Genomic DNA, 17,759 nt, shown 5'->3' with positions numbered 1-17,759 from the left:
GTTGGCGCGAGGCGAATAGACGATATGCATCAGCATGGGGACGCCTGAGCCGGCTATGGCGTTTACCAAAGTGTGAAGTCGACGCGCGCTTGCGCATGATCCGCCCTGCGCTCGGGGCCAAATGAGGCGCGCGAGGGCGGTCCGTAGGTCTATTGAGGCAAAACGCCGCGCAAGCCGGCCGCCGTCGGGCAGGCCGGCCGGCATGCGATTCCACACTTCGATCGGTGGCGAAGTGTTGCGGCGAAACGAAGGCCTATGTCTCGCATTGGTTGCCGAGAGCAAGGACAAGACCATGCAACAGACATCCCTGAACGTCCGGCACATGCCGGACCGCCGTGCAACGTCGCATCAGCAAACGAGCGGGCTCGCGGCGACGTTGACGCTCGCCGCGATGAGTCTCGGCTATGGCGTCGTGCAGCTCGACGTCACCATCGTCAACACGGCGCTCAATGCGATCGGCGCCTCGCTTGGCGGCGGCGTTGCCGAACTGCAATGGGTGGTCAGCGCCTACACGATTGCCTTTGCGGCCTTCATCCTGACTGCGGGCGCGCTCGGCGACCGGATCGGCGCCAAGCGCATCTTCATGGCCGGGTTTGCGATCTTCACCGCGGCATCGGTTGCCTGCGCGGTCGCGCCTGATGCGGCGACGCTGATCGCCGCCCGCTGCGTGCAGGGGCTGGCCGCGGCCATCCTGGTGCCGAACTCGCTGGCGCTGCTCCGCCATGCCTATGAAGACGAGAAGGCGCGGGGACGCGCGGTCGGGGTCTGGGCCGCGGGCGCGAGCCTTGCGCTGACCGCCGGCCCGTTCGTCGGCGGCGGACTGATCGCGCTGGTCGGCTGGCGCGCGATCTTTCTGGTCAACCTGCCGATCGGCCTCGCCGGCTTGTGGCTCGCCTGGCGCTTTGCCAGCGAAACCACGCGTCATCAGCAACACCGGCTCGATCTGCCGGGTCAGGTCGCGGCGATCGCCGCGCTCGGCACGCTGGCCGGCGCGCTGATCGAAGGCGGCGCGCTCGGCTGGGGCAACCCGTTCGTGATCGCGGGCTTCGCTCTCGCCGCCGTCTTCTCCGTGCTGTTCGTCTGGCGTGAGGCGCGCGCGCCGCAGCCGATGCTGCCGCTCTCGCTGTTCCGCCACCGGATGTTTGCCCTGACCTCGCTGGTCGGCCTTCTGGTCAATGTCGCGTTCTACGGTCTGATCTTCGTGCTCAGCCTCTACTTCCAGCAGGTCAACGGCCTGTCGGCGTTCGCCACCGGCCTCGCGTTCGTGCCGATGCTCGGCGCCGTGCTGCCCGCCAACCTGATCGCACCGCGTGTCGCGGAGCGGATCGGTGCGCCGGCGACAATCGCGCTCGGTGCAACGCTCTCGGCCGCCGGATGCCTGGCGCTGCTGTTCATCGGCCCCGGCACGAGCTATCTCGCGATCTGCCTGCAATTGCTGGCCATGAGCGGCGGCCTCGGCCTGCTGGTGCCGCCCCTGACATCGGCGCTGCTCGGCAGTGCCGAGCCGCAGCATGCCGGCATCGCGGCCGGGGCGTTGAACGCGACCCGGCAGACCGGCAGCGTGCTCGGTGTCGCGCTGTTCGGCTCGATGGTCAGCCGGTCCGCGGCCTTCATCGCCGGCCTGCATGCGGCGCTCGTCATCTCCGCCAGCGTGTTGCTTGCGGCCGCAGCGCTGATCTGGATCGGCGCATGGTCAGAGGCTCGGCGTTGAGACGAACTGCAGCGAGGCATCTCCGCCTTGCGCTGGCTCGATCGCCTGCATTCAAGGCTTCTTCACCATGCGTGGAACCCTGCTGCAGTGCGGTTACCGTTCGTACACGAATGCGTCTGTTCTTATAGGTCCATAAAGGGGGCCTATATGTATCGCGTTCTGACCTGTCTCACTTTGGAACATGACTGGCGGCTGGTCGTCCTTGGCGGGGTGATCTGCCTGCTCGCCAGCGCCGTCGCGATCAGCCTGTTTCACCGTGCCCGCGCCGCACAGGGTCGTGCCCGCGAGATCTGGATCGGCCTCGATGCGGCGGTCGGCGGTTGCGGTATCTGGGCCACCCATTTCGTCGCCATGCTGGCGTACGATCCCGGCATCGAGGCCGGGTACAACATTCCCATCACGCTGCTGTCGCTGGTGCTCGCGGTTGCGATCCTGGCCGTCGGATTGGCCGTCGCCACGCTCGACGAACGCTGGCGGACGGTTGCGGCCGGCGGCGCGATCGTCGGCGCCGGTGTCGCGGCGATGCATTACACCGGCATGCTCGGGCTGGAGCTGCCCGCGCGTATCGTCTGGTCGCCCGGCATCGTCGCCGCGTCGATCGCGTTCGGAAGCCTGTTTGGCGCGCTCGCGCTCGTCGTTGCCACGCGTGGCGAACGTTTCGGCACCACCGCCGCCGCGACCGGTCTTCTGACCGTCGCGATCGTCTCGCATCATTTCACCGCGATGGGCGCGGTGACGCTCGTCCCGGATCCGACGATCGTTTCCGGCGGACTTACGGTCTCGCCGCGCGTGCTCTCATTCATGACCGCCGTTGCGGCCTTCGCGATTCTCGGCCTCTCGCTGATCGCCTCGATCCTCGACCGTCGCGCCAAGACCGAGCTTCACAAGCAGAAGGTGGTGCTCGATACCGCGCTCGAGAACATGTCGCAGGGGCTGTGCATGTTCGATGCCGACGGCCGCATCATGCTGTTCAACGAGCGCTACAGCGAGATGATGGGGCGCAGTCGCGTGCCGCTGCACGGACGCCTGCTGATCGACGTCCTGCAAGATCTCCATTCCATCGGCGAGTGGGACGGCGATCCCGAGGAGTTCTGCAATGCTCTCGTCGCCGAGGCAAAGGCCGGCCACAGCGCGACGCGGATCGTCAGCCGCAACGAGCGCGCGATCCGTGTCGTCGACCAGCCGATGAAGGGCGGCGGCTGGGTCGCGACCTTCGAAGACATCACCGAATGGCAGCAGGCCCAGGAACAGATTTCGCACATGGCGCGGCATGACGCGCTGACCAATCTGCCGAACCGGACGCTGTTCCGCGAGCAGCTCGAGAAGGCCTCGCGACTGGCCAAGCGCTCCGACCAGCTAGCCGTGCTCTGTCTCGATCTCGATCATTTCAAGGAAATCAACGACACGCTCGGGCATCCGATCGGCGACGCGCTGCTGCGCGAAGTCGCGCGCCGGCTCGGCGAATGCGTGACCGAGCACGACACCGTGGCGCGGCTTGGCGGCGACGAATTCGCCATCGTGCAGTTCTGCAGCAATTGCGAGCCGTCCGTCGTGTCGTCGCTGGCAAGCCTCGTGGTCGAGCGGATCGCGGCGCCCTACGAGATCGGCGGCCATCAGCTCGTGATCGGCGTCAGCATCGGCATCTCGCTCGCGCCCGAGGACGGCAAGGATCCCGACGAATTGCTGCAAAAGGCCGATCTTGCGCTATACCGCGCCAAGGCCGACGGCCGCGGCACCTATCGCTTCTTCGAGACCGGGATGGATGCGCGCGCGCAGGCGCGCCGCCTGCTGGAGCGCGACCTGCGACTCGCGCTCGAGCATGACGAGTTCGAGGTCTACTATCAGCCGATCCGTGATCTCGCGGGCGATCGGATCGTCGCCTTCGAGGCGCTGGCGCGCTGGAACCATTCGTTGCGTGGCCTGATCGCGCCGAACAATTTCATTCCCGTCGCCGAGGAAACCGGGCTGATCGTTCCGCTTGGCGAGATCGTGTTGCGCAAGGCCTGCGCGGATGCCGCGGGCTGGCCCGAGGCCGTCGCGGTCGCCGTCAATCTCTCGCCGGTGCAGTTCAAGAACCCGAACCTGGTGTCGTCGGTGAAGGCGGCGCTGCAAGCATCGGGCCTGTCGGCGGACCGGCTCGAGCTCGAGATCACCGAATCGGTGCTGCTGCAGAACAGCGAGGCGACGCTCGCGGTGCTGCATGAGCTGCGCGGCTTCGGCGTCCGCATCTCGCTGGACGATTTCGGCACCGGCTATTCCTCGCTGAGCTATCTGCGCAGCTTCCCGTTCGACAAGATCAAGATCGACCGTTCCTTCGTCACCGACCTTGCGACACGCGAGGACTCGATGGCGATCGTGCGCGCGGTCACCGGCCTCGGCAAGAGCCTCGGCATCGTCACGACCGCCGAAGGGGTCGAGACCGACACCCAGTTCGACCTGCTGCGTCAGGAGGGCTGCACGCAGGCGCAGGGCTATCTGTTCAGCCCGCCGCGGCCGGCAGCCGACGTCGCCAAGATGTTGCGTCGGGCGCCGGAACGGTCGGTCGCCTGAGTTGGAAGGCTAGCTCAGCTCTTGCGCAGGGCAAAATAGGCGCCGCAGAACGCCATCACCGCGCCGAGGCACAGGGCGGCAAGGCCGGCGAGCACGGCGGAAATGGTCGAAACCGTGCTCGGCGCCGACGCGGCCTGGCCTGCGCCGGCCAGCATCAATACGCCGAGGACGATCAGGAAGTTGCGCATCCGCTGCGGGATCTGGCCGGCCACAGCGCTGTGCATCAGATTCGCGGTGAAGTAGCCGCCCGAAAATCCGACGGTCGCGATCAGCCACCACGCGATCGCCGCGCCCGCCGGCATGAACTCGTGGCTGTCGGAGCGCCACAGGCCGCCGAGATCGAGCCCGTAGCGCGCGCCGAGCATGTGCACGGCAAGCGCCAGCAGCACGCCGGATATCATCGCGCCGCCGAGGATGAGGTAACGCGGAAAATAGGTCGTCTCGGGCATGGCTCGCTTGTAGGATAGGCGCGACAGGCTGCGCAAGCTTGCGCGTAGGTTTGAACAGGTGGAACGGCGAATTGCCAACAACGTTGCAGGACCGGTCGGAGGCAGGCGAGGGCACGGCGGTGCGCTACGCCTACAAGGCCTCCTTGATCGGCTCGGCGCACCAGTTCGAGCTGACCGGGGACGGGCTGGCGTGGCGGATCGCCGGCCGGTCCGGCGTGTGGGACTATGCCGACATCTCCGCGGTGAAACTGTCCTATCGCCCGGTCTCGATGCAGCAGCAGCGGTTTCGCGCCGACATCGACAACGCCAAAGGCGGGCGGATCGCGATCCTCTCGACCACCTGGCAGACCGCGACGCTGGTGGCGCCGCAGGGACATCTCTACCGCGACTTCATCGTCGAGCTGCATCGCCGGATGCAGGCGGCGGGCAGCACGGCCAGGCTGGTCGGAGGCCTCGGACCGAAGACGTATACCGCCGCGCTGGCGCTGCTGGCGTGTCTTGCGGTGGCAATGGCGGGACTGCTGCTGATGGCGCTGCTGACATCGAACTGGATGGGCGCGCTGTTCCTGGTCGGCTTTGCGGCGCTGTTCACCTGGCAGGTCGGTGGCTTCGTCACGCGCAACCGGCCGCGGCGCTACAGCTTCGATCAATTGCCCGATGCGCTGCTGCCGAAGGCGGTTCGCAATCAGTGAAGCGGTTCGCGCGGCCGGACTGTAAGCGGGCTGTAAGCAACGCGCTGTAAACTCGGCGACGGATTTGCTTTTGGCTGGAGGGTCAGATGACAATCCGGGCTCCATTTTTGGCTCTATGCCTTGTGCTCCTGAGCATCCCGCCGGCGCTTTCCAAGGGCAGCGTAGGCAACAAGCATGATCCGCTGGATCACAATCACGTCGACAATCTGCCGCCCGACGTGCGGCAATACGTTGCCGGAATTTGCAAGGGAACGCCGGTCGCGCAGCACGACTTTGCGACCTATTCCCCGCAGGAAAAGCGCTGGCGGATAAACCTCGAATATCTGCAGTGCGGCGTGATCGGGGAATATCGCAGAGGCAACCAGTGCATGGATGTGGACTTCGTAGCCGAGGGCGCGCATTTCCGTCTCGTGAGAAAGACGTATGCGGCCTGTGGCTTTTGATGTTCTGGCGCGATCACTGGAAATAGGCCGCCGCGAGTGCCGCGATCGCGAGTGCCACTCGTATCCAATTCTGGACTGCCGCGCCGCTTCGGAGTGAACGCGCGTCACTCCGTCGAGTCAAAATCCTCCTCGGTCGCGCTCAGCATGCCTGCGAGAGTCCGCAGGCCGAGGTCGAGTTGCTCCATCGGCGGTGCGGCGAGCGCGAGCCGCACCGCATTGGGCGCGTGCCCCGGCGTGGCGGCAAAGGTCGTCGACGGCGTCAGCGCGATGTCGCGGCGCGCTGCGGCCGCCACCAGGGTCTGCGAGCGCCAATGTGGCGGCAAGGTCAGCCAGAGATGATACGACTTCGGATTGGTCTGGATTTCGAAATCGGCCAGATGCTTCGCCGCCAGAAGCTGGCGGCGGCCGGCATCGATCCGCTTCAGCCGCGACAATTCGGCGGCGGTGCCGTCGGCCATCAGCCGCTGCCCCGCGGCGAAGGCGTAGCCCGACGCGGTCCAGCCGCCCGAGCGCACCGCGGCCATGATGCTTTCGCGCAGCCGCGGCGGTGACACGATGAAGCCGAGCGCGAGGCCCGGCGCGACCTTCTTCGACAGGCTGTCGAGCATGATGCAGCTGTCGGGCGCGAGCGCGGCGAGCGGCGCCTCATCGTCGAGGAAGCCGTAGACGCCGTCCTCGATGACGACGAGGCCGAGCTTCTCCACCACGCGCAGCAGATCGGCGCGGCGCTCGGGCGGCATGGTGATGCTGAGCGGGTTCTGGATCGTGGGCTGGACGTAGATCGCGGACAGATGCGCCTCGCGATGCGCCTTCTGCACCGCATCCGGTCGCACGCCGTGTTCGTCCATCGCGAGCGGCACCAGCGAGATGCCGAGCCGCGCGGCGATGCCTTTGACGAACGGGTAGGTCAGCGCCTCGACGCCGCAGCGTCCGCCGGGCGGCACGACGGCGGCGAGCGCGGCGGCGATGCATTGCCGGCCATTGGCGGTGAACACGATCTGGTCCGGATTTGGCGTCCAGTTCTTGCGCGCCAGAAATTCCGAGGAGATGGTTCGTGCCGCCCGCGTGCCAAAACTGGTCGCCGGCCGCAGCGCGCCCTCGAGCACCTCGGGCCGCTCCAGCCCTTCGAGGCTCTTGGCGATCATCGTCGCCTGGTGCGGCAGCAGCGGATAGTTGAACTCGAGGTCGATGCGGGCGCCGCGCGGCTCGGTCGGCGCCGCGATGCCGCGGGCGCGCCTCGCCGGAGACGAAGGTGCCGCGGCCGACTTCACCGACCACCAGCCCGCGCCGCAACAGCTCGGTGTAGACCCTGCTCGCCGTCGAGACGGCGATGTTGCGGTCATAGGCGAAATGACGCTGCGGCGGCAGCCGGTCGCCCGCCTTCAGCGCGCCGCTGGCGATCTCCGCGGCCACCGCATCCGCCAGCTTCAGATATTCGAACCTCGACATTATTGCACCGAGAGCAATGTTTTACTTGCTCCGAGCAATGTACCGGATCATTTAAGAGGGAACAAGCCCATGATTGCACCGAGGAGCGCGCAAGCAATCCGAGGTCCCGACGGCACAGACGCTAAAACGGCATTTGCGTCAATGGCGTAGCTTTGCCCATGGGCAGCGAAGGAGATGACAATGTCAGCGATATCCTCAGCCGCCGCAGGGCCCGCGCGGTCCAGCATGTTGGGCGGATTGCTCCGATTGCTCCGAGTTTGGGGCGATGCACTCGCGACCCATTGGGTGCGCCGCGAGGCGATCAAGACGCTGCGCCAGCTCGATGACCGGGCGTTGCGCGATATCGGACTCTCACGCTGCCAGATCGAGACCGCCGTCACCGGCGACTTCGACCTCGAGCTGGTGCGGATCCGTTAAGATGCCGGTGCGGCGCTAAGGCATGATCCGGAAAAGTGCGAAGCGGTTTTCCCTCGCGACAAACGCGGGACGCGTTTGCGCAGAGATCATGCTCAAACAAAGAGCTAAAGCGCGATGACGATTCAACCCAATCACGTCGCGCTTTAGGGCCGGGCGCCGACTGCCGGTTGCAGAATTCACCGAAACTACACCAAAGAAGCGGAAGAACCCCATCTCCTCACCGCCGTCGCTCCAAGGTTGTGAGGCCATATGCTAGCCTGTTAGCTGCGTACGCTAGCGTTGAGTTGGGGACCGATGGCCGCTCGCAAATTGTCGCAAGGGCAGGCCCCGACCCGGGAAGCGCGTCGCCGCTGGCACGAGGAGCGATCGCTGCGCTGTGCGATCAGGTTGGCCCGCATGGGCTACTGGGAGTCGCAGAGTGCCGCCGCGACCGATCTCTGGATATCGCCTGAGCTCGCCGCATTCTACGAATTCGAGACCGCCGACGGCTACATCCCCATCGCCACGGTGCGCGAGCGCTATTTGCCTGAAAGCCGGAAGCTGCTGGAGGCGCATTACGCGGCTTGCTGGGCGGAGGGGCGGCCCTATGCGGTGCGGACGAGACTCCGCGGTCCCGATGGCAGCCTGCTCGACTGCGTCGTGCATGGCGAGCCGGAATTCGACGCGCGCGGTCAGGTTCGACGCGTGTCCGGCATTGTCCGCGACGTCACGGAGGAGACCTCCGCGCTGCGGCGCCTGGCGGAGAGCGAGCAACGGCTGGCCGATTTCGTCTCTACCGCCTCGGACTGGTGCTGGGAGAGCGACGCCGAGCATCGGCTGCTGCCCTATCCCAAATCGCTTGCCGGCAATGCGGCGTTCCAGACCGTGGCCGCCGGCAGGAAGGCGCGCTGGGAACTGACTTATGCGCCCGAGGATGGGGAGGCCATGGCGCGGCACCGGGCCGATATGGAGGCCCATCGCCCTTTTCGCGACTTCACCTATACGCTGATCGGCAAGGACGGCTCGCGCGTCAGCATCTGCACCAGCGGCAAGCCGATCTTCGCCGATGACGGCAGCTTTCTCGGCTACCGCGGCACCTCCAGCGACATCACCCAGCTCAGGGCGGCCAAGGCGCTGCTCGACCAGCGCACGCGGGCGCTGGAGGAAGCCCACCGCCTCGGCAAAATCGGCACCTGGAGCCACCGGCTGGAGAGCGGCCGCACGATCTGGGCGCCCGAGCTCTACCAGCTTCTCGGCTTGCCCGACACGTTCGAGCCGACCGATGAGAACATGAGGCCCTATTTCCTGGACGGCGACGCCGACCGCTTCCGGGAGGTGCAGAAACGGGTGCTGCGCACCCGCCGGACCGAGGCCACCGACCTGCGCATCCTGCACGCGGACGGTATGCCGCGCGATCTGGCTGTGATCTGCAAGGCGGAGGTTGCCCACGACAAGGTCATCGGCATCATCGGCACCGTGCAGGACGTCACCGAGCGCAAGGAAGCCGAGCGCCAGCTCGAGCAGCTCGCCTACAGCGATCCGTTGACCGGCCTTGCCAATCGCGCGCTGTTCACGCGCCAGCTCGCCGCCCTGACCGAAGGCTGCTCCCAGGGAGGCCGGACGGGTGCGCTGCTGCTCATCGACCTCGATCGCTTCAAGGAGGTCAATGATTCCCTCGGCCATGCCGCCGGTGACGAATTGCTGATCAAGGTGGCGGCTGCGTTGCGGCAGGACCTGGGGCCGCGCGCCTTCATCGCCCGGCTCGGCGGCGACGAATTCGCCGTGCTGGCGGATGGATGCGACACGTCCGACGCCGCGCTGACCGGGCTTGCCGATCGGCTCATCGGCAAACTGTCCGGCCCCGTCGATCTCGCCGAGGGCGAGGCCTCGGTCGGCGCCACCATCGGCATCGCCCGCCTGCCGGAGCATGGCGCGACGGCGGAGACCGCCGTGCGCAACGCGGACCTCGCGCTCTACATGGCCAAGGAGGCCGGGCGCGGCCGGGCGCAACTGTTCGAGCCGGTCTATGCGCAGGCGGTCGATGAAAGGCTCGATCTCGGCCGCCATCTGCGCCACGCCGTGGAGGCCGGCGCCCTCGAGGCGCATTACCAGCCGCAGGTGGACCTGAAGACCGGCCGCGTCACCGGCTTCGAGGCGCTGCTGCGCTGGGCCCATCCCGAGCGCGGGCCGATCTCGCCGGCGGAGTTCATCCCGATCGCCGAAAGCTCCGGCCTCATCGTCGACCTCGGCCTGTGGGTGCTGCGCGAGGCGTGCCGGCAGGGCCGCGCCTGGCTGGACGCCGGGCTGCCGCCGCGCTCCATCTCGGTCAATGTCTCGCCGGCGCAGATCTGGAGCGTGGATTTCGAGACCGCGGTCTCGGCCATCCTGGCAGAGACCGGCTTTCCGGCGGAGCTGCTCTGCCTGGAGCTGACCGAAAGCCTGTTCGTGGATCATACCGAGCAACGGATCAGCCGCACGCTGACGGCGCTGTCCGGCTTGGGCGCCCGGCTGGCGCTGGACGATTTCGGCTCGGGCTATTCCTCGCTCGGCTACCTGACGCGCCTGCCTTTCGACTGCCTGAAAGTGGACCGGGCTTTCGTGGATGGCATTTCCACCGCGCCGGAGAAACGCAAGCTGCTCGGCGGCATCATCGCCCTGTCGCACGGGCTCGGCATGACGGTCGTGGCGGAGGGAGCCGAATTGTCCGCCGAACTGGACGTGCTCGGCGGGCTCGATTGCGATGTGGTGCAGGGCTTCGTGCTTTCCCCGCCGGTCGCCGCCGACAAGGCGCCGCTGGTGGCCGCCAGCATCGAGCGCGAGGCGCGCCGGATCCAGCCGAAATGGAATCGCCTCTAGCCGAACACCGCTTCGGCGGCATTCTTTTTGTGCGTGGCTTTGCCTCGATGGTGGCAGCTGACCATTCAGCCAGGACACGGACTCACCATCGGAGTTGGATGAGGCTCGCTTGACGTCCGCTCTCACCCTGACAGCCGCGAGAAAGCGGACCTCGCCGGAGGTTCGAGAAGGGCCAACAGCGGCTGTGGGCAATCGCAGCAACTAAGCTGGTAATGCCAAGCATCCGAGCTGTCCGACAACGTAGCGCGAAAGCCACAAGCGGCGGCAATCCATATTGCAAATTCCATCTTTGATTGATTGTGAGCTGGCACACAAATAGCGTTACCGCGGGACGCGAGGGGGCGAATTGTGTATTCGCAGCAATTGCGTGCGCGAGCCGCACGTATCGACTCATCCGATGGCATGGCAACGCCGGCGGACCGCGGCGATGTCGCAGGCCGCATCGTCGCACGACGGCGCACGGCATTGCTCTCCGGCACCACATTGATCGCAGCGACCGTTTGCATTGCACTTGTCGCCATTTCGATGGCGCCGACGCCCGCGCGCGCGGACGGCGGCAAGGGCGGCGATGCATCCAACTCAGGCGGCGCGGGCGGCAACGATCCAAACGGCGGTGCCGGAGCCAACGGATTGACTGGCCTTGCAGGTTCGGGCGGCGGTGGCGGGGGCGCAGGGGGTGGCAACGGCGGCTCCGGCGGGACCGGCTCAACCGGCGGGCTCGCAGGCGCCGGCGGCAATACGCCCGGCGCAAACGGGACAAACGGAGGCGGCGGCGTCGGTAGCGCTGGCGGTGGTGGCGGCGGGGCCGGGGGTACTAACGGAACCGTGGCGACGACACTTGGCAATGTCGGTGCGCTGGCCGGCGGCACCGGCGGGAACGGCGGGAGCGGCGCCGGCGGTGGTGGTGGCGGCAGCGGCGGCTATGGAGCCATCGTCTCGGGGGCAACCGCCAACACGAATTCCGGGTCGATTGACGGAGGAACAGGCGGCAACGGCGGCAACGGAAATCTCATTCAACCCTTTGCCGGCGGCGGCGGAGGAAACGGCGGAGCTGGTGGGTCCGGCGGAGTGGGCGCCTATTTCGTCGACTCGGGTGCAATGCTCACGACCTCCGGAACCATGACGGGGGGAAGTGGCGGAAGCGGCGGACGTGGTTTTGCGACCATGGGCTTCATCGGATCGGGTGGTGCGGGCGGCTCCGGCGGTGCGGGCGTCTCCTTCGCCGGCACCGGCGGGATGCTCACGAACACCGAAGCCATTACGGGAGGAAACGGCGGAAGCGGCGGGATCGGCAGTTTCGGCGCCCCCGGCGGGAACGGCGGCTCCGGCGGAGCGGGCGCCTATTTCGCCGGCACGGGTGCAACGCTCACGACCTCCGGAACCATAACGGGTGGAAATGGCGGAAACGGCGGGCAGAGTTCTACGGGCTTGAGCGGCGCCGGATCGGCTGGCGCGGGTGGCTCCGGCGGAGCGGGCGTAGCCTTCGCCGGCACAAGCGGGTCGCTGACGAACGCCGGATCCATTACGGGAGGAAACGGCGGAAGCGGCGGCATCGGGCTCGTCAGCGCCTCCGGTGGGAACGGCGCCTCCGGCGGTGTCGGCGTCTCCTTCGCCGGCGCCGGTGGGACGCTCACGAACGCCGGATTTATTTCGGGTGGAAATGGCGGAAGCTTTGGCATCGGGGGCGGCAGTGCCACCCCCGGCGCCGGCGGTGCCGGCATCAGCGGCGCGGGCCTCGCGATCGTCAACAACGGCACGATCACCGGCGGCCTTTCCGGGGACGGTGTGACGCGTGCCGATGCGATCGTCTTCACCGCTGGCGTCAACTCCCTCACCGGAACGGGCACGACCGGCAGCTTCACGATGACCAGCGGCGGCACGTTCGCGCCCGGCTCGGGCGCCGCCGGCAGCTCGATGACGGTCGCCGGCAACCTCGCCTTCCAGTCGGGCGCGGTTTATCTGGTGCAGGTGAGCCCGTCGGCCGCGAGCTTTGCCAACGTCACGGGCACGGCGACGCTCGCTGGCACCGTGCAGGCCGTGGTCGGCCCCGGCTCCTTCACGCGTGGGCAGGCCTATACGATCCTGCACGCCAACGGGCTGGGCGGCAGCAGGTTCGACGGGCTGAGCGTGAGCAATTCGAATTTCACCTTTGGCCTGACCTATACCGCCAATGACGTAGTTCTCACCCTGACGAGTGCCGTCTTAGGGGCGGGCACCGGCCTCAACCAGAACCAGCAGAACGTCGCGAGCGCGCTCAACAACTTCTTCAACAGCGGCGGGACGCTGCCGCCGGGCTTCGGCAACCTGTTCTCCCTAACCGGCGCCAATCGCGCCAACGCACTCACGCTGCTTTCGGGCGAGGCGGCGACCGGCGCGCAGCAGGGTGCCTTCCAGCTGATGACCCAGTTCCTCGGCGTCATGCTCGATCCGTTCGTCGATGGACGCAACGGCGTCGCTGGCGCCGGCAGTCCCACGCTCGGCTTTGCGCCCGATCGGCCGGAGCTGCCCGCCGACATCGCGCTCGCTTATGCCAAGGTGATGAAGACGCCGCTCTACAAGGCGCCGCCCGCGGTGTACGAGCCGCGCTGGAGCGTATGGGGCGCCGGCTTCGGCGGCTACAACAAGACCAATGGCGATCCGGCCGTGCTCGGCAGTCATGACCTGACGTCGCGTGCCGCGGGCTATGCCACCGGCCTCGACTATCATTTCACCCGCGACACGGTATTGGGCTTCGCGCTCGCCGGCGGCGGTACACGATGGGATCTCGCACAGGGCTTGGGCGGTGGCAGGAGCGATGCATTCCAGGCCGGCGCCTATGCCGCGACCCGCTCGGGTCCGGCCTACGTCGCGGCATCGCTGGCGTTTGCCAATTACTGGATGTCGACCGACCGCGTCGCGGCGTTCGGCGACCACCTCACCGCCGATTTCAACGCGCAGAGCTTTGCCGGACGCGCCGAAGGCGGTTATCGCTTCGGCTCACCGGTCGCCGGGATCACGCCCTACGCTGCGCTGCAGGCGCAGAACTTCCGCACCCCTGGCTACAGCGAGGTCGACGTCAGCGGTGGCGGCTTCGGGCTGACCTACAATTCGCGCGCCGGCACGGATACCAGGAGCGAGCTCGGCAGCCGTTTCGACTATGTGACGGCGTTCTCCCGCGATGCCGTGCTGACCTGGCGCGGACGCGTTGCCTGGGCGCACGACTGGGTGAGCGACCCGGCGCTGACCGCCGTGTTCCAGACGCTTCCCGGCGCAAGCTTCATCGTCAACGGCGCGGCGCCCGCGAAGGACTCCGCGCTGGTATCCGCGGGCGCCGAGCTCAAGCTCGTCAACGGCGTCACACTTCTCGGCAAGTTCGACGGCGAGTTCGCGCGCGGCTCGCAAACCTATGCCGGCACCGGCACGATCCGTTACACGTGGTAGAGCGGGCGGAGCGACATGCCGTCGTGATGATGCGCCGCATCTAAAGCGACTATGGCAAGTCCGGTGGCGGGTCAAAAGGTGAAGAGCTCAACGTGAGCACAATGCGTCCGCTCTTCGGTCCATAGCGATCAATCGCCGTCGGTCAGCGCCTCATTGAGCCTGACTGCCGAGCCGGCTCTAGCGCCTGACCGAAGGAGCCGAATCATGCACCACGAACTCCGACGACGAATGGACCGCCATCACGCCGATGCTGCTCAGCAAGCCGCGTGGACGGCGGGCTGCTGTCTTGCCCCCGCGCATTCGCCGAGACTATGCTGGAAGGCCGGCCTTTCGCAGCCCGTCGACCAGGTGCTCCAAATCTTCGGCGCGTTTGAGAATGGATACCTGCTGCTGGGTGCCGCTGATGCTGTATCTTGGATTTAAGCGTAGAACCTCGTTTGCCTCTGCACGAGCATCTTCCATTCGTCCCAGCTGAGCGTACGTCGCAGCCAGGAAGGCGTGGCCATACTGGTGATTGGGCGCGCGGCTAATGGCTTCGGTCAACCAATGTTGGGCATCGTGGTATTCTTTGAGGTGGTAGTGAGCTACGCCGACCATCAACGGCGCAAAATGCGGATGGAATGGATCAAGGCGCATTTGCAACTTGGCGATGGCAATAGCTCTGGTCGGCTCTCCCACCGAGTAAAATATTTGCGCGAGGCGGTAATCCGCGAAATTAGGGTTTAGCGCCAGCGCTCTTTCGGCGGCGCCAGTCGCTGCGTCGAAGTCACGCTTCCGGATGATGTTATAGCCCAACTCGGCATAGGCTTCGGGCAGGCTCGGATTGTGGGCAATTGCCGTGCGCGCCAATTTGATGGCCAGGTCAAGGATAGTCGGGCTCAAATATTCATCATTCAGCGGATTGAGCCAAGCCACCCGGTGAGTGCTGGCCAGCATTGTATAGCAACGGGCATATTTCGGATCGATGGCCAGCGAATCTGCGAGGTGCCCTCGTGTCCTCAATAATTCCGCCATTTGCCACGAGGACTGGAACGCTATCCACGCCGCACTTGCGCGCATGTAGTGATCGTAGGCCTGCCAAGTCTTGGGCGGCTTGAGCAAGGTGCGTTCAGCTTCCGCCATGTTCACATGCGCGACCAGAATTGCGGCGATCGTCCGCGCCACGTCGTCCTGGATCGCAAATACATCCTTTAACTTCTGGTCATAGCGCTCGGCCCAGCGGTGGACGCCACTTGCAGCATCAATCAGCTGCGCCGTGATCCGAACTCGGTCATTGCCCCGACGAACGCTACCCTCCAGAACATAGCGCACGCCGAGTTCTCGACCCACCAGACGCAAATCAACCGCTCTGCCTTTGTATCGAAAACTCGAATTGCGTGCGATCACGAACAAGTCCGAGAAGCGGGACAACTCGGTGATGATGTCTTCCGAAATTCCATCCGCAAAGTACTCCTGCTCCGGGTCGCGACTCATATTCTCAAAAGCCAGGACGGCGACCGATGGCTTGTCGGGAAGCGCAAGCGCCGGTCGCGCCGGGGCGTTGCCGAACGACACGCGATAGACCCGCACCGGCCGTGCAATGTTCTTCAGTTGATGCTCGCCACTATCTTCGAATTCGACGTCAAGCTTATCCTGCGTATCTTCGCGCACGCGTTGCGATACACAGATGTCGCCCGGCTCACAAAGCGCCTCGAGCCGAGCCGCAACATTTACCCCGTCCCCAAAGATATCGCCGCCTTCTATGATGATGTCGCCGGCATTGATGCCAATGCGGAACTCGATCCGCTTTTCAATTCGCACATCGGTGTTTCGAGTGATCATGCCACGCTGTATCGCAACGGCGCATCGCATCGCGCCGACCACGCTGGCAAACTCCACCAAGATTCCGTCCCCGGCGCTCCTGATGAGCCGCCCGCCGTGCTTTTCGATCTCGGGATGGAGGAGCGCGGACAGATGTTCGTTCAGCCGGGCGTGCGTACCCTCCTCATCAGCACCCATGAGGCGGCTATAGCCAGCCACATCGGCCACGAAAATAGCACTCAGTCGCCGTTCCACACGGTCTGCGGCCATAAAAGCTCGCCCTGATCCGATCCGATCTTTAGTCAAAGACTATTGTCAGAAGAAGGAGGTGTCTATCGGGCTCCGAACACCGGTGTTGTTCAGTTAGTGCCAGCCCGCGTGCGAGCTTGGCGAGATCGCCCCCGGTATCGAATTCTGCCTGCTTTGATGGCGAACAGCGTGCGAGTCGCGGACGGATGGTCCCGCTTGCAGGGTGCCCGAGAGCGCCAGCTGGTCGGATGACGTTCTTTCGGAGGTTGCGCCCTTGAAGGGCGCGTGGTCCAGTTGTCTTTGAAAATCGCGATGCCCGGCGGAAAGGGATCAGTGCATGACGAGACTCACGCCGCTATTTCTCGCCGCGCTTGTGATGCTCTCCAGTCCCGCCCTGCCGAATGAAGGGCAGATTACATTGGTCGTGGGATTTGCAGCAGGGGGAACCTCCTCAACCGCGGCCAGAATCGTGGCTGAAGCAACCGAGCAGATGGCGCGAATTTCCACGATCGTGGAAAATCGACCTGGCGCAGGAGGGGCGATAGCGGCGGATTGGATCCTTCGGCAAAAGGGGACTCGAACGCTCTTGTTCATGTCCTCCACGTCGTCGCTCAGGACGTCACCCCAAAGCGGGCTCGTGCCGATCGGAATTTTGGCGACCTTCTCCTACGTTGCTGTCACGAGAAAAGACGCTCCCGCGCACCTTGCTGAATACATGCAGGAAGCCTCGCGCGAGGAGAAATATCGCACCGTAGCCACCGCAGGCGCGGGGAGCATTCCACATCTGATAGGCACAAAGCTTTTCAGTGACTACGGAGTGCCGATGGTGCACGTGCCGTATCAAGGGTCGGCGCCGGCGATCCTCAGCGTCCTTGGGGGGCACGTCGCGGTTGCGATTGTTCCTTTTCCAGATTTTCTCCCGTTTCAAGATTCGCTTCGGATTATTGCGCAAACCGGTAGCGGGATTGAGACGGAAGGATGGGTCGGCATCCTCGCTCCGCCGGATACATCAGCGGAGGAAGTCGTCCGCCTCGCCGAGATTTTCCGGCAAGCGTCGCAAGGTTCTCAGGAAAAGCTGAAGAATGTTGGATTCAAGCATGTATGGCGATCCGGTGCTGAGGCACGAGCGATGCATGAGAGGGATTACGCCCAGTGGACGCCCATACTTAAGGCGCTCGGAATCCAACCCTGACACAAGAGCAACGGTGGCCGGCCATGACGTGACCAACGGGCTTCACATCCTGCTGCCCGGAGCAGCGTCGATTTTGCGTGCTCTTGCTCAGGGCTCCGCCGTCTCTTCCGCATTCGGCAAGCGCATATTTGGACGCTGCCTTGAGCTCCGATCACGGAGCCCCGGCACGGACCGAGACCAGATTGCAGCTTTGTCGGGCGCTGGCGGCCAAGGCACTAACGGCCCTTAGATACTTTCTGGACCGTCTTGAGCGCTTGATTGACGCCCTTCAGCGATTCATTGACATCCTCCAGCTGCGCTTGCAGAGCATCCCTGCGCTTCTGTAGGTCCTTCAGCAGTGCTTTCCTTTGCGCCGCGGTCAATTCCTCGAAGTCAATGAGATCCACTGCAAATCTACACATCGCCGCCTCCAAAGTGGCAAAACTAGATTTGATTAATCCCTTGTCCAATACACGGCTGAATTGTCGACAATTTCTAGTGGATAATCAAGCGGGATGATACTCGGCTCCGACGAATTTTGGGCGAGCTTGCGCGGCGTGACACCGACACAAA

Annotated in this window: 11 protein-coding genes and 1 pseudogene; 7 read left to right on the top strand and 5 right to left on the bottom strand. The window is 65.3% G+C overall.

Annotated features, from left to right (window positions below; all coding sequences use genetic code 11):
- The first annotated feature begins 322 nt into the window (after positions 1 to 322).
- Positions 323 to 1,711, top strand: a complete 1,389-nt coding sequence (locus ACVWYP_RS32755; RefSeq protein WP_304500338.1) for an MFS transporter — start codon at positions 323 to 325, stop codon at positions 1,709 to 1,711.
- Positions 1,712 to 1,858: 147 nt separating this feature from the next.
- Entirely contained in the window at positions 1,859 to 4,261 is a 2,403-nt protein-coding gene (locus ACVWYP_RS32750) for an EAL domain-containing protein (RefSeq protein ID WP_304496172.1), read from the top strand.
- 14 nt (positions 4,262 to 4,275) lie between these two features.
- Here the strand turns inward: ACVWYP_RS32750 and ACVWYP_RS32745 are convergent, their stop codons facing one another.
- A complete protein-coding gene (locus tag ACVWYP_RS32745; RefSeq protein WP_304496171.1) occupies positions 4,276 to 4,710 on the bottom strand; it encodes a hypothetical protein in 435 nt (144 codons plus the stop codon).
- Positions 4,711 to 4,781: 71 nt separating this feature from the next.
- Here ACVWYP_RS32745 and ACVWYP_RS32740 point away from each other — a divergent pair, with 71 nt between their 5' ends.
- A complete protein-coding gene (locus ACVWYP_RS32740) occupies positions 4,782 to 5,402 on the top strand; it encodes a hypothetical protein (protein ID WP_304496170.1) in 621 nt (206 codons plus the stop codon).
- Between the two features lie 113 nt (positions 5,403 to 5,515).
- Here the strand turns inward: ACVWYP_RS32740 and ACVWYP_RS32735 are convergent, their stop codons facing one another.
- Together ACVWYP_RS32735 and ACVWYP_RS32730 are read right to left on the bottom strand one after the other, a co-directional pair.
- Entirely contained in the window at positions 5,516 to 5,803 is a 288-nt protein-coding gene (locus ACVWYP_RS32735; protein WP_304496169.1) for a hypothetical protein, read from the bottom strand.
- Positions 5,804 to 5,949: 146 nt separating this feature from the next.
- A pseudogene (locus ACVWYP_RS32730) lies at positions 5,950 to 7,294 on the bottom strand (aminotransferase-like domain-containing protein).
- Between the two features lie 246 nt (positions 7,295 to 7,540).
- Between ACVWYP_RS32730 and ACVWYP_RS32725 the strand changes: the two are divergent.
- The 3 genes from ACVWYP_RS32725 to ACVWYP_RS32715 all read left to right on the top strand — a co-directional run bounded on the left by ACVWYP_RS32725 (position 7,541) and on the right by ACVWYP_RS32715 (position 13,966).
- Complete coding sequence (locus tag ACVWYP_RS32725) at positions 7,541 to 7,711, top strand: DUF1127 domain-containing protein (RefSeq protein WP_304496167.1); 171 nt, start codon at positions 7,541 to 7,543, stop codon at positions 7,709 to 7,711.
- Between the two features lie 294 nt (positions 7,712 to 8,005).
- Positions 8,006 to 10,546, top strand: a complete 2,541-nt coding sequence (locus ACVWYP_RS32720; protein ID WP_304496166.1) for a sensor domain-containing protein — start codon at positions 8,006 to 8,008, stop codon at positions 10,544 to 10,546.
- A gap of 402 nt (positions 10,547 to 10,948) precedes the next feature.
- The gene (locus ACVWYP_RS32715; RefSeq protein ID WP_304496165.1) at positions 10,949 to 13,966 is read left to right on the top strand and encodes an autotransporter family protein; all 3,018 of its coding nucleotides are present in this window, start codon (positions 10,949 to 10,951) and stop codon (positions 13,964 to 13,966) included.
- Positions 13,967 to 14,275: 309 nt separating this feature from the next.
- Here the strand turns inward: ACVWYP_RS32715 and ACVWYP_RS32710 are convergent, their stop codons facing one another.
- The gene (locus ACVWYP_RS32710) at positions 14,276 to 16,036 is read right to left on the bottom strand and encodes an adenylate/guanylate cyclase domain-containing protein (protein WP_304496164.1); all 1,761 of its coding nucleotides are present in this window, start codon (positions 16,034 to 16,036) and stop codon (positions 14,276 to 14,278) included.
- Between the two features lie 316 nt (positions 16,037 to 16,352).
- Here ACVWYP_RS32710 and ACVWYP_RS32705 point away from each other — a divergent pair, with 316 nt between their 5' ends.
- Positions 16,353 to 17,207 (top strand): Bug family tripartite tricarboxylate transporter substrate binding protein, encoded by an 855-nt coding sequence (locus ACVWYP_RS32705; protein WP_304496163.1) that lies wholly within the window; start codon positions 16,353 to 16,355, stop codon positions 17,205 to 17,207.
- A gap of 215 nt (positions 17,208 to 17,422) precedes the next feature.
- On the opposite strand, the gene ACVWYP_RS32700 is transcribed toward ACVWYP_RS32705, so the two are convergent.
- Complete coding sequence (locus ACVWYP_RS32700) at positions 17,423 to 17,608, bottom strand: hypothetical protein (RefSeq protein ID WP_304496162.1); 186 nt, start codon at positions 17,606 to 17,608, stop codon at positions 17,423 to 17,425.
- Positions 17,609 to 17,759 lie beyond the last annotated feature (151 nt).

It is taken from the genome of Bradyrhizobium sp. USDA 3262, from assembly GCF_054060035.1.
The sequence above is the reverse complement of the archived record's forward strand: the minus strand, read 5'-3'. Positions and strand labels throughout refer to the sequence as shown.